The following is a 23927-nucleotide window of genomic DNA, read 5'->3' as shown; positions in this document are numbered from 1 at the left end:
CGATGTGATCAAAGTATCAGTGCAATGCGAATTAATAAAATATATTAAAATTATTGTTGTCATATATTCTGTATATGGAGAAGCCAGACTAAAATGTTTTGGTTATCACCACAGCTTGGAGCCTTATGGAAACCCGTCATCTCAAACATTTTGCTACGGTAGCGCGTAATGAAAGCTTTACCCGAGCCGCACAGGAACTGCACATTGCGCAGCCTGCGTTGAGTATCTCGATTAAGAAGTTTGAGCAGCAACTCGGGGTGGTATTGTTTAAACGCGATGAACGCAAAGTGACGCTCACTCATGAGGGTTCGGTGTTGCTGGAACATGCCACGCGCATTCTGCAGCAAATTGAAGATGCACAACTGGCGATGGATGAACTCAAAGGGCTGGTAAAAGGGGAAGTGCGTCTTGGTGCGCCGAGCATGATGGGATCGTATTTTTTCCCGGAAATCGTGATGGCGTTTAAGAGTCATTTTCCCAATCTTAAAATGACTGTGATTGAAGCGGGTACTCAATCGATTCGGAAAATGTTGTTGTCGGGTGAGCTGGATATCGGCGTAATTCTCAATCACGATCTGCCGCCCGATCTCGAGGTCGATCCGTTGTTGTCGTCACAAATGGTGGCCGTGGTGGGCAAAGAGCACGAACTGGCGCAGCGTAAGCAGATAGAGTTTAAAGAGTTTTTTGAACATGAACTGGTGATGTTCAAGCCCGGTTACTTTCACCGCGAATTTATCGATAAGGTGTGTAAAGAACACAAACTCAGCGCCAATTTTTCTTTTGAAACCAATTTGTTGCCAATGATTTTGAGTATCGTTAAACACGAATACGCGATCACGGCGCTGCTGGAATTGGTCACGGATAACGAACCGGAGGTGAAAGCGATTCCGTTTCACCCGCCAGTCTGGCTCGATTTAGCGCTGGCCTGGCGCAAAGATGGCTACTTGTCTAATGCCGACCGAACTTTTATCGAGTTCGTGAAGCAGTATGTTTAGGGTTTATTTGCTGTTGTAAATACGATCGAAGTTGGTCGGATTCCAGCCAATCATCACGCGGTCACCGATTTTCAGCACCGGTACACTGCGCACACCCATCGCATCGAGTTCTTTGCGGCCGCGTTCCATTTTAGCGTTACACAGACGGTACTTCACCCCTTTAGAATCCAGATAGCGTTGGGCATCTTTGCAGTGTGGGCATTTATCTTTAATGTAAAGGACAACTCGTTTCATGGTGGTGCTCGAAAAGTAGAAAGGCGCAGAGTTTAACGGCGAACGCCAGTTGATGCAAATTGGCGGGATGATTCACAGCCGGGTTTCGGTTACACTTTGCGACCCTAAATTTTTGGCCTGTTAAAGCGTTTCCGTTATGCATCCTGTACTGAAATACATTCAGGGTTATCCTGCCCACATTCTCGAACCGGTTCAGCGAATGGTTGAATCTGGAAAGTTGGTGTCTTGGTTTGAGCAGCGTTATCCTCAGCGTCACGATATTCAGAGTGAAAAAGCGCTGTTTAACTACACGATGGATATCAAAAATCAGTACATGAAAAAAACCGCGCCGCTGAGCAAAGTGGTGTATGACGGCAAGATTCACCTCATTAACAATGCGCTCGGATTACACACTTATGTGTCCCGAGTGCACGGCAACAAAATTAAAGCCAAGAACGAAATCCGTATAGCCAGCGCATTCAAAAACGCACCAGAACCCTTGCTGCGTATGCTGGTGGTGCACGAACTGGCGCATCTACGCGAAAAAGAACACAACAAAGCCTTCTATCAGCTGTGCTGTCATATGGAGCCGGACTATCATCAGCTAGAACTGGATGCACGGTTATATATGATGGTGCTTGAACTGAAGGCGGGAAAGAAAATCGATGTCTAAACCAACACGTCCGTTCACGCGCAAATCGGAGCGCAGCGCTAAGCCGATGGCTAAAGTTCAATCAAGTAGCAAGCTGGCGGGCAAGCCGATGACGAATAAAAATACTCAGGCTCCTCTAAAAGGTAAAGCGGGCTTGCATCCGCGTAACCAGCACAAAGGCAATTACGATTTCCCTGCGCTGTGCAAAACTCTGCCAGAGCTTGAACGTTTTCTGATTAAGAATCCGAAAGGGGAATGGAGTATTCCGTTTTCTGACCCAGTGGCGGTGAAGCTGCTCAACAAAGCATTGCTGGCTCATCATTACGGTGTCACGTTCTGGGATATTCCTGCTGGCTATCTTTGCCCGCCAATTCCGGGGCGCGCGGATTACATTCACCGTGTAGCGGATTTGCTCACTGAAGAGTGCCCCGCACTTAAGCAAAATAGGGTGAAAGCGTTGGATATTGGCGTGGGTGCGAACTGCATTTACCCGATAGTTGGTGTAACGGAATATGGCTGGAATTACACGGGCAGCGATGTGGATCCGGCGTCGGTCAAACAGGCAAATTTGATTGCGCAAGGCAACCCAGTGCTGAAAGGGCGCATTGAATGCCGGTTGCAAAAAAACAGCAAAGCGATGTTCAGTGGCATCATTGGCAAAGATGAGCGTTATGATGTCACCACCTGCAATCCTCCGTTTCATGCTTCTCTGGCTGAGGCTCAGCAGGGCACTGAGAGTAAAATCCGCAATCTGCGCGACAACCAGCGTAAGAAAGGGGTCGCTCAGACTCAGCAGGCCAAAACGGCGCCTGTGTCTCCGACACTGAACTTCGGCGGGCAGAAAGCTGAACTGTGGTGCCCGGGGGGCGAAGCGGCGTTTGTGAAAGACATGGCGTTGGAAAGTAAGAAGTTCGCAGAACAAGTGCTGTGGTTCACGACACTGATTTCTAAGAGCGACAACGTGCGTTGGTTGAAAAAACAACTGGAGAAAGTTGGCGTGCAGTCGATAAAGGTAGTAGAGATGCAGCAAGGACAGAAAGTGAGTCGCTTTGTGGCATGGAGTTTTCAAAATGCTGAGCAGCGCAAGCTGTGGTTGAGCAAAAAATGCTAAGATAAATAACAGGATAAACAGCAGAGGAGGTTGGTCATGGACTTTGAAATCTATACCCCCTGTCAGCCTGATTGGCTATGTGTACCGTTTCTTTCCGTGTTTTCGGTCATTTTGTTGATTGGTCTCGTGCTGTTTATTCGTATCTTGTATCGCGAATACCAAAAAATTCAACGCTCTACTAAAGTTCGCCGTTTGCGCCGCACGCACTATCGCGATCGCAAAGGCGGCAAAGATGGCCGTCCAACTAACATTGGTAAACGGCGCTAATTATTATGGAGAAAGAGCATCCAGCGCTTGCTGATACTTTTTCTCCAGTGCTTTATTACCCGCCTTTTCTTCCAGTTCAATCAAGAGTTGTAAAGACGCCTTTTGGTAACCATAACGCTGATGAAACGCCAGCAGTTTGATTCTCGCTTCTGTGTAATCTCCCCGTTTTATTTCCAGCTTCGCCAGTTGCAGTAAAGACCGAACCCGTGTCGGATCGTGGTCGACAGCACGTTTGAAGTAATAGGCGGCTTTTTCTGGGTCGCCGGATTTGAGTGAACAAAACGCGGCGTTCTCATAGCTGGCGGAAATCAGGTAATAGTAAGGCTGTTCGACAGCGCGGTTAAAGTACTTATCGGCCTGCTGATATTCGCCGTGTTTGCATAGAAAGGTGCCGTAATTGTTGAGCACATTGCCGTTTTTAGGATGATCCCGCAGTGCCGCGCGGTAGGTGTCTCGGGCTGAGTCGGTTTCGCCAACGGTTTCAAAGTAATGCGCCATCGACAGCTGTGAGCGGTAATAGTGCGGCGCGTGCTGCATCGCTTTTTCTAGATTTTCATGCGCTTTGATCATGCTGCCGTTTTCTAAGTAACCCAGCCCGAGTGCGATACGTGATTCGGCCATCTCAACCGGATCGCTTTTCAGATCGCTGTTGTCTGACTCCTTCACCGTAATACAGCCAGTTAAACTCAATACGCACGCCAGTATCCATACATGTTTCATTCGCTCACTCCTTTTCAATGCACAATCATAAGCACATCAGCAAGTTAACCTAGGTAGCGGCAATAACATTGCGAGTCAGTTGGCAAACATACGAGAGTCAATCGCAAAGGATGCGAGGCGAGTAAAAACGTAACGTGCGCATAAAGAAAAGGCCGCTGAAGCGGCCTGAGAGATAGACTTAATCGTCTTTGGTGAATTTGTCTTCGCTGAAGTGCTCCAGATCGTACGGCGTTTGTTGGTACACGCAGTAGTTGAGCCAGTTCGCAAACAACAGATGACCATGGCTACGCCAGCTGGCGCGCGGCTTGTTGTCCGGATCGTCATTCAGGTAGTAGTTGACCGGAATTGCCGGTTCCAGACCTTCCCCCAAGTCGCGAATATACTCATGGTGCAGAGTCAGGGAATCGTATTCTGGATGACCAGTGACGAACACATTGCGTTTGTCTTTGGTCGAGGCCAGATATACCCCCGCCACATCCGAGGTGGCCAGAATATCCAGATCGGTGTGAGTTTCTAAAAAACCCGGCTCAAAATCCGCGTAGCGTGAATGAGGCGCAAGGAACGTATCATCAAAACCTCGGGTCAGCGGATGATAAGGCTGCAGGGTTTCATGGTGATACACGCCAGAGAGCTTCTCGTCACGGGTGCGTTTCGGCAGGTTGTACAACAGTTTCAGGCCAGCTTGCGCCGCCCAGCACACATACAGTGTGGAGGTGACATGCTGTTTGGCCCATTTCATGATCCGTTGTAGGTGATCCCAATACACCACATCCTCAAATTGCACCAAACCTAAAGGCGCGCCAGTAATGATCAGGCCATCGAAGTTACGGTGGCTAACGATTTCAAACTGACGGTAGAACTCATTCAGGTGCTCTTCTGGAGTGTTTTTGCTTGGGCGATCATCAATGCGCAACAATTCAATGTCCACCTGAAGTGGCGAGTTGGACAACAGGCGCAGGAACTGCGTCTCTGTCTCAATCTTTTTCGGCATCAGGTTTAAAATCAAAACTTTAAGCGGACGAATTTCTTGCGTGGAGGCACGCGATTCTGGCATCACGAAGATATTTTCATTGCGTAGAACATCAGTTGCAGGCAATTGATCGGGGATCTTAATTGGCACAGCTTTCTCCCTAAGCGTTACGTTTGGACGTCTATACATCTAGACTTATAACCCAACTCCCTAAAGTTGTCGATAGCAAAATGCAGCCGGCTCGAATTTAAGTTAGTATGAAAGCCACGATTTTCCTATTCCAAACCCACTATGCCACTCACTCTGACCCTGATTCGCGGCCTGCCAGGCTCCGGCAAATCCACCCTTGCGAAAACCTTGCCCGGAGTGCATCTGGAAGCGGACATGTTTTTTGAGAACGCACAGGGCGAATATCATTACCGCCCGGAATTGATTTCCAAGGCGCACGAGTGGTGTCAGCGGGAATGTGAACGCGCATTGGCGCAGGGGAATAGCGTGGTGGTGGCGAACACGTTTGTGCGTCATTGGGAAATGACTGCATATAAAAAACTGGCGCGAAAATATCGCGCCAGATTAGTTACCAAAGTCTGTCGGGGGGATTTCCCGAATGTTCACGGTGTCGACTCCGCCACTATCGAGCGTATGCGCCAAAAGTGGCAGGACTAAAGCGATTAATCGCGGTGCGCCAACTCACCTTGACCGGTGCGTGTAAACTGCCACCAAGCCAGCGTGCCCCAGGCGAACGTTTGCAGCCACAACAGTGTCCATTGAGGCGCTATCTGACGCCATTCTGAGCCCATCTGGTTTAACGCTAAAAAGCCCTGAATCCCCGGCGTACTCGGAAACAGTTTTGATATCCAAACCAGCGGGGCTGGAATTGCTTCAACAGGCCAGATAAAGCCAGCTGAAAATACCAATGGCATTGAGCTGATCAGTACTACCAGTGTCACCAGTTCCCGGCGCGGCGTTAATGCACCAAGCCAGATGCCGATAAAACAGGCACTGAGCAAGAAGGGCAGCAAGAGGGTGAGGAGCTGTCCGCCACTGGCGAGGGTGTTCACTCCGTGGGTGGTAAAACTCGCCCCGAAGTAGTACATGCTGAGCAGATAATAGATTGCGATGATGATCGCGCTGCGCACCAGAATCAAACGCAGTGGTGACACGCGGCTCCAATAGCCCCGGCCCTGTTTCTGTGTTCCCACCATCAAACCTGACGACATCGCCAGCGTTTGTTGCAAAATCAGCACGAAGACGGCCGGAACGACATAATCGACGTAGCCCATACGTGGGTTGAAGGTCGGCTTGAGATTGGACTGCATGGCTGAATAGTGATGGGCAGCCAGTGCCATCGGCTCACCGTCGATCACCAGACGCGAGACTTTGGCTTTGGCCGACAGTGTGCCGCCCGCCTGCGCCAGGCCCTCTACAATCGTGCCGTAGACCAGAAAATAGGACGCATCACCGGCATACGCCAGTGTCGGGCTTTTACCCAGCAGCAAGTCTTTATAAAAATGTTCCGGGATCACCAAAATTCCGCTGACTTTGCCATCGAGAAAAGCGTGTTTCGCGTCTTCAATAGAATGGTCCCGTTGAACCACCTGCACCTGAGGTGTGGCATCCACCATTCGCTCCAACTGATAGCTGGCCTGGCTCTTGTCGAGATTGACCACCGTGATTTTTTGCTCGCGCGGCGTTTGATGGCTGTAGGGAAGCGGATACAGGAACGAATAGAACACCACGCCGCCAATCATGGTGAGCATGACCACCGGATTGGTCAGCAGGGCTTTGAGCTCGGCTTTAAACAGTTCAAACAGGGTCATGAGTACTCCTTACTGTTTGCTCTTTGCTTTGATGCTTGCGAATTAACGCTAACGTCAGCAGCAGTGGCAGCACATAGCCCACCATTGGCCATAAATGGGACAGCGATTTTGCTGCGCTCAGTCCGTAACTGACTTGACTGACCTGGACTTCAATATAGTGACTGATGGGCAGTAGGCTGCGCCATGCCTGAGCCAGAGAACCCATATCGGAGGTCGGAAAGGTGATGCCCATGAAGGCAAAGCTGGGCGCGGTGAACGCACCAGCAAAACTCATTGCGCGCGCTGGATCGAGCGTGAGGAAGTAGAACGCGGCGCCCATGATCATGCAGGCTATGGCTGTCAGCATTTGTGCGCCAATCAGTACCGCGAAACTCCCATGCATCGGCCACTGCAGCAGTGAGTAAAACCAGATGAGAAACGCCGCGCCTTGCAGCACAAACATCGGGTAGTAAGGCAATAACGTACGAGTCAGATTCAACAGCGGTTTGTCACCCAACCAGGCTTTCAGTCCGTATTCGCGATAGTTGGCAGTCAGAATCAAAATGGTACTGACTACAACCACAATCTGCCACAATGCCGGCACAATCGCAGACACCAGAAACTGGGCGTAGTTGGTGTTTTTGTTAAACAGCGCCGTAATTTGCGTGCGTACCGGAACGGAACGGCCCATGGCGCTCAGTGTGGTTTGTTCACCGGAAGCGAGTGTTTTCACCACGTCAATCTGAGCGTTGAGTGTTCCCTGCGCTTGCACTACCGCTGAGTTAATTAAACGACCAACCAGAATGTACTGACTGTTGTAAAAAGTAGTGACTCTCGGCTGTTCGCCACGATAAATGGCTTTATCAAACTGATAGGGAATCACCACATACGCATAAATGTCGCTGGTTACCATGTCATCTTTAGCTTGAGCCACGTTCTGATATTGGCGCGTGACTGACAGCGTTGACGTGGCATCCAGCTCTCTGACTAACTGACGTGAAAGCTGGCTGTGTGACAAATCGACCACACCAATCGGCAGGTTCTGAACCACACCCGCAGAAAAGATCCACCAGATGGAACCGGCCAGCAGAATAGGTACCCAAGTCAGGCAGGCCAGTAACCAGTGATCATGACGCAGCAGTTGCCATTGCGAGGGGATAGCGCGGCGCATCACTTACAACTCAACCACCACGCTCATGCCCATGCGCAGATTCGTTTCTGGCGCAGTCGGGCGAGCTTCTACTTCAAAGGTACGCAGGTCAAAACCTTGCGCAGCATCAGTTGAGCGCCAAGTCGCGAAATCACCCATCACAGCGACATGGGTCACTTTAAACTCCACCGACTTGTTCAGCGCAGGCAGATAGGCATTAAACGTGGTGCCTTTCTGGAAATGGCTCAACAGATCCTCACGCACGTTCAGCACTGCCCACGAATCTTCGCGATCAACCACCGTCACCACAGGAAACCCCTGAGGAGCCAGTTCGCCGCTTTGCATTAACACCTGCGACACTTCACCATCAAACCAGCTTTCGATTTTGGTGTCTGCGGCATAAGCTTCTACTTCCGCTACGGCACCTGCGGCCATACGCGCTTTCTCCTGCGCGGCTTGTTTGGTTTCTGCGCGAGCGCCTTCTTTGGCCATTTCATACATCTGGAATGCCGCACTTTCGGTGTATTTCGCCGCTTGCCACTGAGTATTGGCCTCATCGCGTTTCTGTTCGGCAACCACGCCATCTTTATACAGGTTGTTCACGCGCAGGTAGGTTTTCTCTGCCAGTTCAGCCGCGGCTTTGGCTTTCATCCATTGGTCTTTCGCGGCGCGAATCTGTTGCTCGCGAGCGCCATTTTCGGCTTCTTGTGCCAGCGCGCCAGCAGCTTTCTGACCTGCGATGGCTTGCTCCAGTTTGGCTTCAATTTCCGGGCTGTGCAGGGTGAAAATCAGCTGACCTTTTTTCACTTCATCGCCTTTACGCACGTAAACCTGATCGATTCGCCCCGGTACTTTGGACGAGATGCTGTATTGCTGAGATTCAATCTGGCCTTGCAAGCGCACAGGCTCTGGTTGGTAGGCCTGATAAAAGCTGTAACCAATCCAGCCCGCGGCTGCTAAGACAGTGACTGCAAGAAGAGAGGATTTTGCCGCTTTCATGAAGGATCCTTTTGCGTGTTGAACTGGTTATTGGAATGCTGAGTGACCAGAGGAATCGCACTCTGGGTGTATTGCGGGAAGGTGGTCATTTCGCTGGAGATCGCCAGAAGTTTGGTGAGCGAAATCAGATAATTAAATCCGGCCGCCGCTTGTTGGGTACGAATGCTGGCTAGATAGAGTTCGGCATCCACCACATCCAGAGAGGTCGATAACCCTTGGCTGAACGCTTTCTGGCGCAGAGAGAGGTTCTCCTCTGCCAATTTCAGGCTTGAATTGAGCCCTTGAACTTCTTCCAGTGCCTGCTCGGCCTCTTTGTAGGTTTTCTCAACCAACACACTGAGATCTTGCTTGGCTTGCGCGCGCAGATATTTTACCTGCGTTACGGTGCTGCTGGCGGCCTTCACTTGCGAGCTGCGGCCTGTGTTTTCAATCAACGGCACGTTGACGCCCACTCCAACCATCCAGTCTGGCGCGATTTGGCTGGCAAGCGAGTCATCTTCGTAGAGGTTGTAGGTCCCGTAAAGATAGACCTCAGGATAGTATTTGCCTTTTTCCGCTTTGATGAGGCTGGAGGCCTGCTTCTCTTTGGCTGCCAGCATATCCAGTCCCGGATAAGTAGCCAGTGTTTGATCAATGAAAGCGCTCATTGGCGGCAGGCTGTTATTAATAAACAGGCCGCCACTTGGTTCAACGGTTTGATTCTGGCTGAGGATTTGTGTCAGTGCGCTCTGCGCGATATCGAGATCCTTTTGTGCTTTTTTACGCTCGACGGTGGCTTTGTCCAACGAGGCATCCGCCTGCAGGCGTTCGACATGTGCGATCTGGCCTTGCTGCTCGAGTTTAATGGCATTGTCGCGATGTTTGGTCAGACCTTGCTCTACGGCGATGCGGGTTTGCAGTACTTCTCTGGCGAGGACAACACTGAAATAGTATTTGGCGAGATCTTCATAGCGAGCTTGGGTTTCCATCGCCAGCTTGCTTTGCGCTTCTTCTTTTTTTCCTTCCGCTGCATCTTGCGCCGCAGTAATACGACCACCTGTGAAAATGGGCCACACGGCGCGAATGGAAGAACTGAACACGTCGCGCTCAGTAATGGTAGAGGTCAGCGAGCCCAGAGAAGCGAATAAAGGGGCATAGGCCGCGAGGGAAGCAGGAATCCCACCGGCGCTGTCGACGATTTGCTTTGCTGATACAGTCACATCCTGATCAAGACGAGTGTAATTGGCACCAACCGTCACGGAAGGCAAATTCAGATTCGATGTCGAGTCTTGCAGGTGTTCAAAGTGTTCGACGTTGGCTCGTTCAGCAGCTAATGAATTATTGTTTTGCTGCAATATTTCCCAGGCTTGCTGGAAAGAGATAGGCGCAGCGAATACTGACGAGGTCCCCAACAGCGAACACATCAGCATACTGATGGATTTCACTTTCATGCTTTAGCTCAGAATAGGGTTTTAGAGTTAATGCTCTATATTATAGATTTTCTGCCTGACGTGACAGAATTTTAAAAAGCCATCAGCAGTATATAAGAAAGTGCAACAGATGTAATAACGCGCTGACCCGGTTTGCGAAGTCAGCGCGATGTTAAATGCGGGGATAAGAAGGGCACAAGAAATCAGCACGCCAAATAAGCTTTTTGGTTCCTTGCATCGTGATCAACACGTCTCTGCCGGACATTTGAGGAAATGCGAGCAGTACGCGCAGTTGATCGTCGTCTTCGGTTTCGAGTTCATAAGCACGCACATGAGTAAATGTTGAGTGCAGATTCTCGAACAGCATGTCGTGAGACAAGCATATCCCGAAAGCATCTCTTTCCATGGTGAGTTTCCTTCTGACTATGTAGTGGTTAAGCCGCAATCACGATTTGAATAGTTATGTATAAGTTGTGATTGTTTTTACAACGCTTCAGTCCTCACTGCCCATTGAGTATATCGGCTAATCACTCAAACGAACTAAAAATAACCTAAATGTGGTGTGATCCATGCCACGTTTTATGGGTGCAAAAAATTTTAGTTTGTTGATGATTTATTGCTCACTTTGAGGCGTTTTTTTAGTCGCTAAATTTCCTTATCGAAATGAATAGGTTGGGGACTATCACAGGGCTCACAGTTCTCAGCCGCACTTTTCGCCCTGTTGTTAAATAAGTGTTAGCTTTGTGCGCAACAAGGAGAAATCGATGACATGGAACAGCATCAGCTTCCGAAAACGAATGCTGATCATTATGACTTTATCCGGTTTGATTGAACTGCTGGTGCTGGTGGCGGCGGGTTTTGTTTACATAAAACATGCACAAGAAGAAGAAATGGGGCTAAAGGCGCTGGGCGTGGCTTCGTTTCTGGCCAGTTCGCCAGCTGTCATCGATCTGATCCAAAAAGGCGATGCTTCTGATGCTCAACAAGAGCGTTTTCGGGATCTGACTCAGCTCATCGGTGCCGCGTTTATCGTGATTGGTGACGAGAAAGGTATTCGACTTGTTCATCCGCTTGACCGCCGTATCGGCAAACCGATGGTAGGGGGCGATAACGAACGCGCACTGAATAACGGTGAAGCTTACGTCTCGTTTGCACAAGGATCCCTCGGTAAGTCGGTGCGCGGTAAATCGGCGGTGCTTGACGCTAATGGCAATATCATCGGTGTGGTCTCGGTCGGTTATTTGCTGGAGCGCCTGCAAGATCGCATTGAGCCGTATCTCATTTACCTGATCGGCATTACTTTTCTGGTGGTCGCCGCGAACGGAGTGGTGTCGAGCTATGTCTCCCGCCGTTTCCAGAAAGCGATACTGGGTTTTGAGCCGGAAGAGATTGGCCGCTTGTATGTCGAACTTGACGTAACGATGAGCACCATCAAAGAGGGCATTCTCAGTATCGACGACAAAGGAATACTACGCTCGATAAACAAAAGTGCCTGTGAAATTCTCGGTATTGATCGTGACAAAGCCCTCAACCGTTTACTCACCGATTCGCTGCCGGACAGCGATCTGTATACGGTGCTGGAGTCAGGCGAGATAGACCACGACATTGAACTTTATCTGAATAAGCAGCGTTTGATTGCCAACCGCAGCCCGCTGATTGTGGATGGTAAAGTTGTGGGGGCGGTATCGAGTTTCCGTTTACGCGATGAAATTAATGATTTGACTGAGCAGCTGTCGCAAACCAAAGAGTACGCAGAAATGCTGCGTTCACAAACCCATGAACACCGTAACAAGCTCAATACCATCAGTGGTTTGGTACAAATGGGCGAACTGGAAGCGGTACAGCAGTTGATTGGGCAGGAAACCGCGCATTATCAGAGCTTGATTGAGTTCTTGCGCGAGACAGTGAAAGATCCGCTGATTGCCGGCATGTTGCTGGGTAAAACGGAACGTGCGCGTGAAATTGGTTTGGAGCTGCGCGTGGATGAGGGATCTCATCTTGCGGCGCTGCCTCAGCGTATTAACGCAGAAGATATCGTGACCATTTTGGGAAACCTGATCGATAACGCCTTTGATGCCACGCTGAGTGTCATTCGCAGCGAGCAGCCTATCCCGCAAGAGCGACGTATAATTGATGTATCTATCAGTGATTACGGCAATGAAATTATATTGGAAGTCGAAGACCAGGGTTGTGGACTTCCCACTGATGTCGATCCGGAAGTGCTGTTGCAAAAAGGGATTTCCAGCAAAGCCAAACAGAACCGCGGCGTCGGCCTGTTCTTGGTCAAACAGCTGTCGGATAGATATCAGGGACAATTAGAAATGGTCAGTGATAAGGAATTTGGTACACGTATGACGGTTTATTTGCCGAAGGAAGAAATGCAATGAGTACCCGGGTATTGATCATTGAAGATGATGTCGCGATTGCTCAATTGCATCACAAATATCTCAACCAGATCGGCGGCTTTGAAGTGGTAGGGATTGCCACAACTCAGGCAGAAGCAGAGTTGCAGCTCGACGTTCTAAAGCCGGATTTGGTGTTGTTGGACGTCTATCTTCCGGATGGTACGGGCCTCGATATATTGCAGTGGGTGCGTGGCCGCAATGAGTGTTGCGACATCATCTTAATCACTGCCGCCCGTGATGTGGAAACGCTGCAGCAGGCTATGCGCGGAGGCGTAGTGGATTACCTGCTTAAACCGGTCATGTTTCCGCGTCTTGAAGCGGCGCTGAACAAGTATCAGGCCCGTCAGGTTGAGCTTGGCCGGGTCGCCGATCTTGATCAGGGAATGGTGGACAAAATGCTCACCGCACACACTCAATCCGAGCCCGGTCAGCAGCGACTGCCGAAAGGGATTGATTCGGTCACGCTGGACAAAATCCGTCATCTGTTTCGCCAACCTGTCAGCCTGACCGCTGATGAAGCGGGGGAACGCATTGGGGCCAGTCGCACCACGGCGAGGCGCTATCTTGAATATTTGATTGGTTCTGGAGAGCTGGAAGCCGACGTGCGTTATGGCAGCGTAGGGCGTCCGGAGCGCAGCTATAAGAAAGTCCTACGCCATTGAACGAACGTATCGTCTAGACGAACCTTCTATCCCTATCTACAGTTAAATTCAGACGTCGTCTGAACAATCAGGTAGGGTGTTATGAAGATAGGTAACACGTTCGTTAAAGTGATTTTTGTTTGGGTATGTTCGTTCTCCGGTGCCTTTGGCGCCACTTTGGATTCTCTGACCTATTACACGGAAGAGTATCCGCCTTTTAATTTCCATCAAAATGGTCAGGTGACGGGTATTTCGGTCGACCTGCTTCTTCAGGCTGCTCAAGTCGCAGGCATTACTTTGCCGCGCGATCACATCGTTTTGCAGCCTTGGGCGCGCTCTTATCGTTCGACTATTTTGCGTCCGGGTTCCGTGCTGTTTTCCACCACTCGCACTCAACATCGGGAAGATCTGTTTCACTGGGTCGGCCCGATTGACGACATCAAAGTCGTCATCATTGCCCGCAAAGGCAGTGGTATTGAGGTGGATAGTCCGCTGGACATGGCGTCTTACCGCATTGGTATCATTCGTGATGACGTGGGTGAGCAGATGCTGCTGCAGTTTGGTGTGCCACGAGAATCGATGCAAGAAGCGGCGTATGTCAGCGTACTGGCTGAGCAGTTGCTCAAGAAACGCATTGATTTAATTGCTTATGATGAACGTTCAGCACAGTGGTGGATCAAACAAGCGGGCTATAATGTCGAAGATTTTGAAACTGTTTATGTCCTCAAAGAAGGATTGTTGTACTATGCGTTTAACAAAAACGTCGATCAAAGCTTGTTGAACGACTTACAAAAAGGTATTGATACAATTAAAAATACCACCGGTAAAGATGGCGTGAACCTGTATCAGGCGATCTTGAACAAATATCGATGACTGGCCTTAAAGATGTAACCATTATGAGCAACCCAAGCAGTACAATCTTATTAGAAAGCGGCACCAACGAATTAGAGATTATCGAATTCCACTTGGAGAAGCTGCTGCCGAGCGGTCAAACCAAAACCTGTTATTACGGCATCAACGTGGCCAAAGTGCGTGAAGTGATTCGCGTGCCGGAAACCACGGACTATCCGAATGCGCAGCCGCACATGATAGGGGTGTTTTCATCACGGGAGATTCTCACGCCACTGGTGGATCTGGCAGGCTGGCTCGGTGTACCGACTCGCAAAGAGATCGACAACAAGTTCGTCATCGTGACCGATTTCAACCGCATGACCAACGGCTTTCTGATTGACAGCATCAGCCGCATTCATCGTATTTCCTGGAACGATGTGGAATCGCCAAGCCAGTTCTTAGAATCTGGTGAGCAGGATTGCGTCGTTGCGGTCGTGCGCAAAGAAGGCAAGTTGATCATGATTCTCGATTTTGAAAAGATCATTGCCGACATCAACCCGGAACTGAGTATGGAAAAATACGATGTGAAGGTAGACCGCTCGGTGGATCTTAACCAGAAAATGGTCGGCAAACGTAACGCCAAAACAGTCATGGTGGTGGATGATTCCGCCTTTATTCGCAGCCTGATTCAGGACACCCTGAGCACCGCAGGTTATAACGTGATTGCGTGTAAAGATGGTGGCGAAGCGTACGAAAAGTTGATGGATATTCAACGTATTGCCAAAGAAGAGAACCTGCCAGTGAGCGAGCTGATCGATGCCATCGTGACCGACGTGGAAATGCCGCGTATGGACGGGATGCACTTGGTCAAACGCCTGCGTGACAGCGAAGTCTATACAAAGACACCTATCGTGATGTTCTCCTCCCTGATGAGTGAAGATAACCGTCACAAAGCCATGACGCTTGGTGCCAATGACACCATCACCAAGCCTGAAATCGGCAAACTGGTGAGTATGATGGATAACTATATTTTCGGTTAAGCGCGAATTAGTAGTAAAAAACGGAGCCAAGGGTTCCGTTTTTTTATGTGCAAAACTCGAAACCTGCCCGCTGCGCAGCTTGGGATTAGGATCATAAATTCCGGCACTCACGCGAATGTAACTTTCTTTCAGTTCCAGCCGCGCTTCAACCTACCGAGTGTTACCCGCTTCACTGAAATGGCCAGTGATATGAAACTCATCACCACTTATATCCCTGCCGAATGTGAACTCTCCCAATATTTTGATTTCTCATCCTTTTCATCTACGCCCATACCAGGGAATTGCAAGGGGGAGGTCATCAAAAGCTGTCCAATTATAACGTTATTGTGCGTAGTCAGGTGCATATGACGGCGCATGTCAGGGTTTGCTGCCATTTCGTTTTTGAGCAGCACCCAATAACGTAAACCTTATGGACAGAACGATGAATACAAAGCTAACGAGAATAACCATCGCGTTTGCTTCACTGGGACTCTTGGCCGCCTGTAATGATGGCAGTTCCAGCGAAAGCCAGACGATGAGCGTTCAGGCGATGGATGGCTATTTGAATCAGGCTGTGGTGTGGCTTGACGTCAACGGCAACTTTGAACGTGACAGTGATGAACCGCAAGCCACTACCGGCGAGCAGGGGCGTGCGGAGATTGATCTTTCCGCCTTCAATGGTGACCCCGACAGTTACACCTTGATGACAGAAATCATACAGGGACAAACCATTGACGAAGATCTGCCCGGTGTGACTGTGTCACGCGGCTACATGATGTCGGCACCGAAAGGCTATCGTCAGATCACACCGCTCACCACTATGCTGCATGCCAAAATGGAAGATGGTCTGAGTGAAGCGCAAGCTCTGGCCGCGCTGCGCGAGGATCTCAATCAACCGGATCTGGACCCGAAAGCGAACTACATCGCTGATGGCAATACACTGGTGGCACAGTCCGCGAAAGCTATGGCGCAAATGATGCCGGAGCAGTTCGATGCCAATCTGATTGGTCAGCATGCCGAACAAATGGCGCAAGGAGCCAAAGCGATTGGCGAGGAAATCAAAAACGCGCGCGAAAATGGTGGTGAAGTCGATCTTGGCAATAAAACGCTGACTTTCGATGAAAATGGCCGTCCTGTCATCATGGTCGATAGCGACAAAGATGGCGTTGCCGATAACGTGGATGCGTTTCCGCATGATCCGAATGAATCCGTAGACAGTGACAACGACGGCATTGGTGATTTCGCCGATAGCGACGATGACAACGATGGTTGGTCAGACGCAGATGAACGCCGTCTGGGCAGCGATCCCTATGATGCCAGCAGTGTGCCTGCGGATCTGGACAATGATGGTATCGCTGACGTTGACGACACTGATATGGATAACGATGGCGCGTTGAACAGCGATGATGCTTTTCCGCGTGATCGTTTTGAAAGCACCGATACCAATGGCGATGGCTTGGGCGACTTCGCTTCCAGCGATGATGATGCCGATGGTATTCCGGACAGTATTGATCCTCAGCCGAAAAATCCTGACAACGCGACAGAGACGCCGACCCCGACATACAGCGAAGCGGTCGTGTATTACCATCGCTTGGATGCCAACTACGCTGGATGGGGATTGCATCTTTGGAATGGCGGCAGCTGCGATTCGGTTGCCGACGAAACCTTGAGCAGCGTAAGCTGGGGCGCGCCACTAAGCTACACGACTATCGACGGTGACTATGGCGCTGAGTTCCATATTCCGCTCAAAGCAGAGCATGGCAATTGTATGAACTTCATCATTCATAACGGCGATGACAAAGCGCTGGGTGGTGATGACCTGAAGCTGGATTTTTCCAAAGGTAACACGCTCTACACTGAGCATGGCAGTAGTGTCCTCAAATACTCGCCGAATGAACAAACGACGGTCACGATTGAAGGGGCATCAGCGCACTGGATGGCAGCTGATTCCATCGCCTGGCAAACCACTGATGGCGCCAGCAGTTATCAGTTGTGGAGCCGTGCTGCGGGCAATGGCGATATCAACGAGCCATCGCAGTTCGTTGCTTATCCGCTAGCGCAAGCGGGAGTGGTGAGCAGCACTCACTATCCGCATTTGAGTGGCCTGGTGAATTTTCAACTGGACGTGACGGCTGAACAGGCTAAAGCACTATTGAAAACCGAACTGCTGGCCGTTGCACTCAATAGTGAAGGGCTAGTGTTGGCAGCCACGCAGTTGCAAATCCCTGGCGCCGTGGATGCGTTGTACACCGGCGGAGAGAACGATGCGGATGAAGCGAAGCTGGGTTCCTGGCTGGCTGACGGCAAAGCACATTTTGCTCTTTGGGCACCCACCGCACAAAGCGTGGAGCTGTATCTTTATGATGCGGATAAAACGCTGCGTCAGGCGTCGCCTGTTATGATGAGCGAAGACCCGGCGACGGGTATTTGGCATTATCAGGGCGATGAAGCCGCCTTGAATCAGGTCTACTATCGTTATCGCCTGCGTGCTTATCATCCGAAAACCCGTCAGGTGGAATGGATGATGACCACCGATCCTTACTCACTCTCTCTCAGCACCTCCAGCCTTTACTCACAACTGGTCGATCTGGAATCGCCGCAGAGTAAACCGTCAGGCTGGGACAACCAGATGGTTCCCGAACTGAGCGCGCCGGAAGATAACATCATTTATGAAGTGCACATTCGTGATTTCAGCGCCAGCGATACCAAAGGTACACCGGAACTCAATGGCAAATACCTGGCATTTTTGGAAGAACAACGTGACAGTGTCGCGCACCTGAAAAGCTTGCGCGATGCCGGCCTAACGACGGTGCATCTGCTGCCAAGTTACGATCTGGCGTCCATCCCTGAAGAGAGTCGCCGCCGGGTCGATCTTAATGACACAGTCGCTAAGCTGTGCGATCTCAATCCAAGTGCGACATTGTGCAGCAATGGCACGGATCGCGGCGCGACAATTTTGTCTCTGCTGGAGCAGGCGGATCCTGCCACCGAACAAGCGCAGGCATTGATGGCCGACATTCGTCCGCTCGACAGTTTTAACTGGGGTTACGATCCATACCATTACTCGGCGCCGGAAGGCAGCTACGCCGTAAACAGTGAAGGATTGGCACGCATCAAAGAATACCGCCAGATGGTGCAGAAGCTGCACGAGTTTGGTTTCAGAGTCGTGCAGGATGTGGTGTACAACCATACCTATTCATCGGGGCTGTACGATAAATCGGTCCTCGATAAAACGGTTCCGGGTTATTACCACCGTTTGAACCCGGTGACAGGGGCGGTGGAAAACTCAACCTGTTGTGATAACACGGCTTCTGAGCATCGTATGTTCGAAAAGCTGGTGGCTGACAGCGTGAGTATGTGGGCCAAAGAGTACAAAATCGATGGCTTCCGTTTTGACTTGATGGGTCATCTGATGAAGTCCAGCATGCTCAAAGTGTATGAACAGGTGAAAGCGGTCGACGAGGATACCTGGTTCTACGGTGAAGGCTGGAACTTTGGTGAAGTGGTCAATGGCGCACGCGGTGAAAACGCCACGCAATGGCAGATGGCTGGAACCGGAATCGGGACTTACAACGATCGTCTGCGTGATGGTGTGCGTGGTGGCGGCCCGTTCGACAGTGGCGCAGATTTGCTTAATAACCCTGGTTTTGCCAATGCTGGTGACCGATTCAGTGATGAGCTGAAATCACGTATGGATCTGATTCGCTACGGCATGGCGGGAAATCTGCAAAATTATCCGCTGAAAACCTACAGCGGGATGGTGGTATTGGGTAAGGATTACCTCTATGGCGACCAAGGAGCCGCGTATACGTTGGATCCGCAAGAGTCGGTAAACTATGTCTCCAAGCATGATAACCAGACGCTGTGGGATTTTAACCAATACAAAACGGATGCGTCAGTCTCGTCGGCTGATCGCGCGCGAATGCAGATTGTCGGGCTCGCGCCTGTGCTGTTGGGGCAAGGCGTGCCGTTCCTGCATATGGGATCAGAGCTGCTGCGTTCCAAATCCATGGCTCGTGACAGTTACGACAGTGGTGACTGGGTCAACCGGGTTGATTTCAGTAAACAGACCAACAACTGGAACGTCGGTCTGCCACGCGCTGATAAAGATCAGGCGAACTGGAGTGCGATTCAGTCAATCATTAGCAATCCGAATACGGTGGCCTCACCGAAAGACATTGCCTGGAGTGATGAAGCATTTAAGACGCTGCTGAAAATTCGCTCTGGTACACCGCTGCTGCGTTTGCTGACGCAGGATGAAATTGTTACACGCGTACATTTCCACAACACGGGGTCGGATGCTCTGCCGGGCCTGATTGCGATGTCGGTGGACGACGGTATTACCTCCGGCGCGGATCTTGATGCCAACTACGATGCGATTGTGGTGATCATCAACGCCAACACGGCAGCACAAAGTATCACGATGGATGAAGCGTCTGGATTCAGTTTGCATCCGCTGCTGGCCAATGCGTCCGATTCGGTGGTGCGCAGTGCCAGTGTCAGCGGTCATACTTTCTCCTTCCCCGGGCTCACTGCCGCGGTGTTTGTTCTGCCGCAACAAGGCGAGCAGGGCACGGGTATTCAGGTTGCGTCACAACAAGCCGACCAGGCCCCTTACGGGTCAACCACTGTGTATCTGCGTGGTTCGATGAATGGCTGGGCAACCAGCACCGCTTTTGAGTATGTCAAAGAAGGGGTTTATCAGGTCAGTGCCTACCTTCAACCGGGTGAGTACGAGTTCAAGTTTGCCAGCGACGATTGGGCAACCGTGAACCTCGGGTTTGGCTCAGTGACAGACAACAGCGGACTGTTGCAGGACGCTGGTGGCAACTTCAAACTCACGCTGAGCGAAGCAGGGCTGTGGCACTTTGTACTGAATGCTTCGGATACTGCGCATCCGAGTCTCTCGCTCAGTCAAACGGATTATGCCTGTTATCAGGATGACGCTCCGGCCTGTAACCTGCGTATTTATCAGGTGATGGTGGAGTCTTTTGTTGATGGCGACAGCGGTGCAGACTACGGCGTCGGCTATGGCAGTTCGCATCACAAAGGCGACTTACAGGGCATCATTGATAGCCTCGATTACATCGCAAGCTTGAATGTCAACGCCATCTGGCTTACCCCTGTGTTTGATTCGTGTGCAGGAACAGGTACAGACAACAAACTCGATGCGACTGGTTATTTTGCGTGTGATTACTTCAATGTCGATCCGAATTTTGGGACCAATGCACAACTGAAAACGCTGATTGATACAGCGCATGCTAAGGGCTTGTACGTGTTCCTTGACGGCGTTTTCGGTCACACTCATGTCAACACCGTCAAAGCTTCACCAACCGGGAAACTGCCGCAACTCAAAGCGGGTGAAAGCGGTTATCCGGGGCAATTGGTGGTGTACCCGAGCGCGGACAGTGAAGCCTTCTTCCAGGAAGTGGCGACGTACTGGATCAGTCAGTATCACATTGATGGCTGGCGTCTGGACCAAGCATATCAGGTACCGCTGGCAACCTGGCGCAACCTGCGCTCGGCGGTTGAAAGTGCAGCGGCGGCCAACAAAGCAGCTGGCGCGCAGTGGGGTACGCTGGGTTATATGGTCGGTGAAGTGTGGAGTGATGCTAATTCCATTACCGAACAGGCTTATGGCAGTGATGATGCGCCCGCTCTGGCTTCAGCCTTCAACTTCCCGCTGCGCTATGGCCTGGTACAAGCTTTGGCGGTTGAGGAGTCGGGGGCGTCAGCTAACGCACGAGCGCTCGATGCGTCTTGGAATACGCGTAGCCTGTCACCGTATCACGCCATGCCAAACCTGATGTTGGGCAACCACGATTTGGTGCGCTTTGGTGATTTGATTCAACGTGGCAACCTGGGCGATTTCTACGCACGCTATCAGGCAGCCATGACATTCCTGACGGCTTATTCCGGACCCATCACACTCTATTACGGTGAGGAAATTGGCGATGAAGTGGCAGATTTTGCGACAAAAGTGACAGATAACTGCGCCGAGCAAGGGCTGTGTGATGACCATGTCTCACGCTCCAGCGGGAAAGTTGATGGCGTGACTGATGTGGCCCTGACGGCTGAGCAGCAAGCATTTAAAGCCACGGTGTCCGAGCTGATGGCGATACGGGCACAGCATCCGGCATTGTATAACGGTGAGCGTCGGAACCTGTGGATTGACGATAATGTCTATGCGGATCTTAAAGTCAGTGGTGAAGAGCAGATAGTGGTTGCGCTCAACACGTCGACGTCGGCGCAAAGCCTGACGATTGACATGGGCAAACTCAAGCCAACCACACAACTGCGTGATTTGCTGACGAATGAAGTGATCGCAACGACCGAGACCACGACAACGGTTTCGCTCCCCGCCCTGACCGGCCGCTTGTTACTGGTTGAGTAAGTATTCTTTGTATAAAGTGAAAGCCCGCTTCGGCGGGCTTTTTGTTTCTCGAAATGCCCAATCCTCAAAACTGAAGGAATAAACTGGCCTTTCCGCAAAACTTCGGTTATCTATAAAAGCGTTACGTCTCATTTAGTTACTTGCCACTACTGGCAGTTCAAAGCGCTATGAATAAAAGCTGATGGAGCACCATGACTAACATTTTCATCATTGTTGCATTGCTGGTGGTATTTTTCGTTGTGATTCAAAAGTACGTCATCCGTCACGACGATACCAAGGATTACGCCTATAAGCGCAAAGGGCCGGTGCTCAATATGGCCGAAAGCACCTTTTATAACGCATTGAAAACGGCAGTAGGGGAGCACGGTGTCGTACTGACCAAAGTCAGCATGGCGCACGTGGTGACGCCCGCTAAGTTGCAGAACAAAAAGCAGTGGTTTATTGCCAGTAACCGCATTGCACGCAGCTATTTCAATTTTGTGGTGTGTGATGCCCGCACCTTAGAACCACGCGTGGTGGTAGAGCTTGACGATGGCAAGGAACTGAACAAGTCAAAGATTGAACGTGAAAAACTGCTGATGCACGTGTGCAAAACCGCCAACATTCCACTCATCGGCGCCAATATCAAATACAGTTATCAGGTCGGGAAGCTGCGCCGGTTGTTGGCCGCGCATATTGATCTGATCGAAACCGATAAAGAAGTTCGCTTTTGTAAGCGTTGTGGCAGCCCGATGGTAATAAAAGTTGCCAGCCAAGGCGAATTTAAAGGCCGCCGCTTTTTTACCTGCAGCCGACAGCCGCACTGTACTTATACAGAAAACTATAACGTGGTGTTTGAACTGGATGATGACAACGAGTCGAATGATATCGAGCCGTTAAACTGATTCGGTTTGCATGGTGTGTTCGCGCTTGTCGGAAATTTGGCATAAACGCACCTGATTACGACCGTTTTTCTTCGCTCGATACAATTCTACGTCTGCCAGTTTCAACAAATCGCTGAGGTTATCGCCATCCCGGTATTCGCAAATACCGACACTCAAGGTCAGTTGAATGCGTTGATTACGATAGTTGTAGAGGTGCTGCCCAATCACGTAACGCAGGCGCTCACCGACGCGTTCTGCCTGTTCCAACCCTTGGTCAAACAGAGTGACACAAAACTCTTCTCCGCCGATCCTGAATAAGTTGTTGTCTCCCACGATCTGGCTCAGCAATTGCGTGGTTTCGATCAACACTTTGTCGCCGGTATCGTGGCCGAATTCATCATTAACCTGTTTGAAGTAGTCCAAATCGATGATGAGCAGGCACAGTGAGGAGGCGTCGTCTTTGTTCTTCTCGAAGTGGTTGAAGGCAGAGGTCAGCGATAAGCGGTTGTGTGCTCCGGTTAATGAATCCCGGGACGCCAGATAGGTGAGGGAGTTTTCAATGTTGTGACGGTTGGTCTCGTAAATGTGGGAAACCGTCCAAACGCCCACATAACACAGGATCAAATTGACTAACGTCGCTACCGTATCAAACGCGTCGACTTTGGTAGCATTGTGGTAGACGTTAAAAATCTGAATGATCAGCACCACGCCCGTCATCAGTCGTCCATGCGATTGTCCGAGCAAGACATAAAGCAGAATCGGGCAGAATATCGTCCATAGGAATAAACCGTTACCCAGCGGTTGCATGAAACTGCCCACACCAATAATAGTAATGAGGAAGTAGACATAGTACTGAATATGACGATGGGTATGTTTATGAGCGGTTGCCAGTCGATAAATATAACCAGAGTAGAAAGCGAATAAAAACTCCAGTCCTGCCAGCACATAGGCTTCGTTGTAGGATATGTTGAAGATGGTGAAGAACAGGGCAATCCCAGTCAGGAACAGGCTGAGACCCGCCAGTACTGACGCTCTCAAAGTATGCGAATTGTCAAACAACCTTGCATCCATGTTCTAACGTCTCAATTGCATAGTTCCTAGCCAATAAGGCGCTATACTACCCCTTTAGTTTAAGCAATCAATACTATTTTTGAATACGAATCACAAAAGGAGAGATAGTTCTAATTAGTGCCGGAAATTTAATTGTGATGTAACTCAGTTAATTGTTGTGAAATGGGATAAAAAAACAGCAAACTGTCGATGTAAAAGCCAATCGATTCAAAAACAAAGAAATTTGACTTGCGCGTCTGAAAATCTGTCGTTAATATCCTCCCCGTTCTCAGGTAAAGCGTCCGTAGCTCAGCTGGTTAGAGTATCGCCTTGACATGGCGGGGGTCGGTGGTTCGAGTCCACTCGGACGCACCATGAGAAAACACTCAGCAAGTGTATAAACATGCAGTGTGCGTCCGTAGCTCAGCTGGTTAGAGTA

20 protein-coding genes and 1 tRNA gene are annotated in these 23927 nt (G+C 50.4%); 12 read left to right on the top strand and 9 right to left on the bottom strand.

The window, feature by feature from the left end; all coding sequences use genetic code 11:
* The first annotated feature begins 125 nt into the window (after positions 1-125).
* A complete protein-coding gene (locus JIG40_RS12610) occupies positions 126-995 on the top strand; it encodes a LysR family transcriptional regulator (protein ID WP_199465411.1) in 870 nt (289 codons plus the stop codon).
* A 3-nt stretch (positions 996-998) separates the two neighbouring features.
* Here JIG40_RS12610 and JIG40_RS12605 read toward each other — a convergent pair whose 3' ends face one another.
* Complete coding sequence (locus tag JIG40_RS12605) at positions 999-1229, bottom strand: glutaredoxin family protein (RefSeq protein WP_020432537.1); 231 nt, start codon at positions 1227-1229, stop codon at positions 999-1001.
* A gap of 136 nt (positions 1230-1365) precedes the next feature.
* On the opposite strand from JIG40_RS12605, the gene JIG40_RS12600 reads away from it, so the two are divergent.
* The 3 genes from JIG40_RS12600 to JIG40_RS12590 all read left to right on the top strand — a co-directional run bounded on the left by JIG40_RS12600 (position 1366) and on the right by JIG40_RS12590 (position 3238).
* Entirely contained in the window at positions 1366-1881 is a 516-nt protein-coding gene (locus JIG40_RS12600; RefSeq protein ID WP_020432533.1) for a M48 family metallopeptidase, read from the top strand.
* A gap of 88 nt (positions 1882-1969) precedes the next feature.
* Entirely contained in the window at positions 1970-2971 is a 1002-nt protein-coding gene (gene rlmF, locus JIG40_RS12595; RefSeq protein WP_244662673.1) for a 23S rRNA (adenine(1618)-N(6))-methyltransferase RlmF, read from the top strand.
* Positions 2972-3007: 36 nt separating this feature from the next.
* On the top strand, positions 3008-3238 hold the full coding sequence (locus JIG40_RS12590) for a hypothetical protein (RefSeq protein WP_020327489.1): 231 nt from the start codon (positions 3008-3010) through the stop codon (positions 3236-3238).
* A gap of 3 nt (positions 3239-3241) precedes the next feature.
* Here JIG40_RS12590 and pilW read toward each other — a convergent pair whose 3' ends face one another.
* Both pilW and metA read right to left on the bottom strand, forming a co-directional pair.
* A complete protein-coding gene (gene pilW, locus JIG40_RS12585) occupies positions 3242-3958 on the bottom strand; it encodes a type IV pilus biogenesis/stability protein PilW (protein WP_199465409.1) in 717 nt (238 codons plus the stop codon).
* Positions 3959-4136: 178 nt separating this feature from the next.
* A complete protein-coding gene (gene metA / locus JIG40_RS12580; RefSeq protein ID WP_020327487.1) occupies positions 4137-5078 on the bottom strand; it encodes a homoserine O-succinyltransferase in 942 nt (313 codons plus the stop codon).
* A gap of 141 nt (positions 5079-5219) precedes the next feature.
* Between metA and JIG40_RS12575 the strand changes: the two genes are divergently transcribed.
* The gene (locus JIG40_RS12575; RefSeq protein WP_154184490.1) at positions 5220-5594 is read left to right on the top strand and encodes an ATP-binding protein; all 375 of its coding nucleotides are present in this window, start codon (positions 5220-5222) and stop codon (positions 5592-5594) included.
* Positions 5595-5599: 5 nt separating this feature from the next.
* Here the strand turns inward: JIG40_RS12575 and JIG40_RS12570 are convergent, their stop codons facing one another.
* From JIG40_RS12570 to JIG40_RS12550, 5 genes are all read right to left on the bottom strand, one after another.
* Positions 5600-6748 carry an ABC transporter permease gene (locus tag JIG40_RS12570; protein WP_199465408.1) on the bottom strand — a complete coding sequence of 383 codons (1149 nt, stop codon included), beginning with the start codon at positions 6746-6748 and terminating at the stop codon, positions 5600-5602.
* Positions 6735-7898: an ABC transporter permease gene (locus JIG40_RS12565; protein WP_199465407.1), complete on the bottom strand. Its 1164-nt coding sequence runs from the start codon at positions 7896-7898 to the stop codon at positions 6735-6737. Before JIG40_RS12565 ends, JIG40_RS12570 begins: the two co-directional genes overlap by 14 nt.
* Before the next feature lie 3 nt (positions 7899-7901).
* Positions 7902-8876 (bottom strand): biotin/lipoyl-binding protein, encoded by a 975-nt coding sequence (locus tag JIG40_RS12560; protein ID WP_020327484.1) that lies wholly within the window; start codon positions 8874-8876, stop codon positions 7902-7904.
* Entirely contained in the window at positions 8873-10306 is a 1434-nt protein-coding gene (locus tag JIG40_RS12555) for a TolC family protein (RefSeq protein WP_020327483.1), read from the bottom strand. The genes JIG40_RS12560 and JIG40_RS12555 overlap by 4 nt, the downstream gene beginning before the upstream one ends.
* 151 nt (positions 10307-10457) lie before the next feature.
* Complete coding sequence (locus JIG40_RS12550; protein WP_020432526.1) at positions 10458-10691, bottom strand: hypothetical protein; 234 nt, start codon at positions 10689-10691, stop codon at positions 10458-10460.
* A 358-nt stretch (positions 10692-11049) separates the two neighbouring features.
* Between JIG40_RS12550 and JIG40_RS12545 the strand changes: the two genes are divergently transcribed.
* The 6 genes from JIG40_RS12545 to JIG40_RS12520 all read left to right on the top strand — a co-directional run bounded on the left by JIG40_RS12545 (position 11050) and on the right by JIG40_RS12520 (position 22459).
* Complete coding sequence (locus JIG40_RS12545) at positions 11050-12672, top strand: sensor histidine kinase (protein ID WP_020327481.1); 1623 nt, start codon at positions 11050-11052, stop codon at positions 12670-12672.
* A complete protein-coding gene (locus tag JIG40_RS12540) occupies positions 12669-13352 on the top strand; it encodes a response regulator (protein WP_020432525.1) in 684 nt (227 codons plus the stop codon). The genes JIG40_RS12545 and JIG40_RS12540 overlap by 4 nt, the downstream gene beginning before the upstream one ends.
* Positions 13353-13433: 81 nt before the next feature.
* Positions 13434-14204: a transporter substrate-binding domain-containing protein gene (locus JIG40_RS12535; RefSeq protein WP_020327479.1), complete on the top strand. Its 771-nt coding sequence runs from the start codon at positions 13434-13436 to the stop codon at positions 14202-14204.
* 23 nt (positions 14205-14227) lie between these two features.
* Positions 14228-15202, top strand: a complete 975-nt coding sequence (locus JIG40_RS12530; protein ID WP_199465406.1) for a chemotaxis protein — start codon at positions 14228-14230, stop codon at positions 15200-15202.
* A 421-nt stretch (positions 15203-15623) separates the two neighbouring features.
* Positions 15624-21575, top strand: a complete 5952-nt coding sequence (gene pulA, locus JIG40_RS12525) for a pullulanase-type alpha-1,6-glucosidase (protein ID WP_199465405.1) — start codon at positions 15624-15626, stop codon at positions 21573-21575.
* Between the two features lie 191 nt (positions 21576-21766).
* Positions 21767-22459, top strand: coding sequence for a DUF2726 domain-containing protein (locus JIG40_RS12520; protein ID WP_020327476.1), 693 nt, complete (start codon positions 21767-21769; stop codon positions 22457-22459).
* Here JIG40_RS12520 and JIG40_RS12515 read toward each other — a convergent pair.
* Entirely contained in the window at positions 22451-23509 is a 1059-nt protein-coding gene (locus tag JIG40_RS12515; protein WP_024374661.1) for a GGDEF domain-containing protein, read from the bottom strand. The two genes, JIG40_RS12520 and JIG40_RS12515, sit on opposite strands and share 9 nt — an antisense overlap.
* Before the next feature lie 277 nt (positions 23510-23786).
* Between JIG40_RS12515 and JIG40_RS12510 the strand changes: the two genes are divergently transcribed.
* Positions 23787-23863, top strand: a tRNA-Val gene (locus JIG40_RS12510).
* Positions 23864-23927: the final 64 nt, after the last annotated feature.

Origin of the sequence: Vibrio sp. bablab_jr001, assembly GCF_016464285.1 — a bacterium.
Classification (GTDB): domain Bacteria; phylum Pseudomonadota; class Gammaproteobacteria; order Enterobacterales; family Vibrionaceae; genus Vibrio; species Vibrio fluvialis.
Note: the sequence above shows the minus strand (reverse complement) of the source record. Positions and strands in the feature narration are given on the sequence as shown.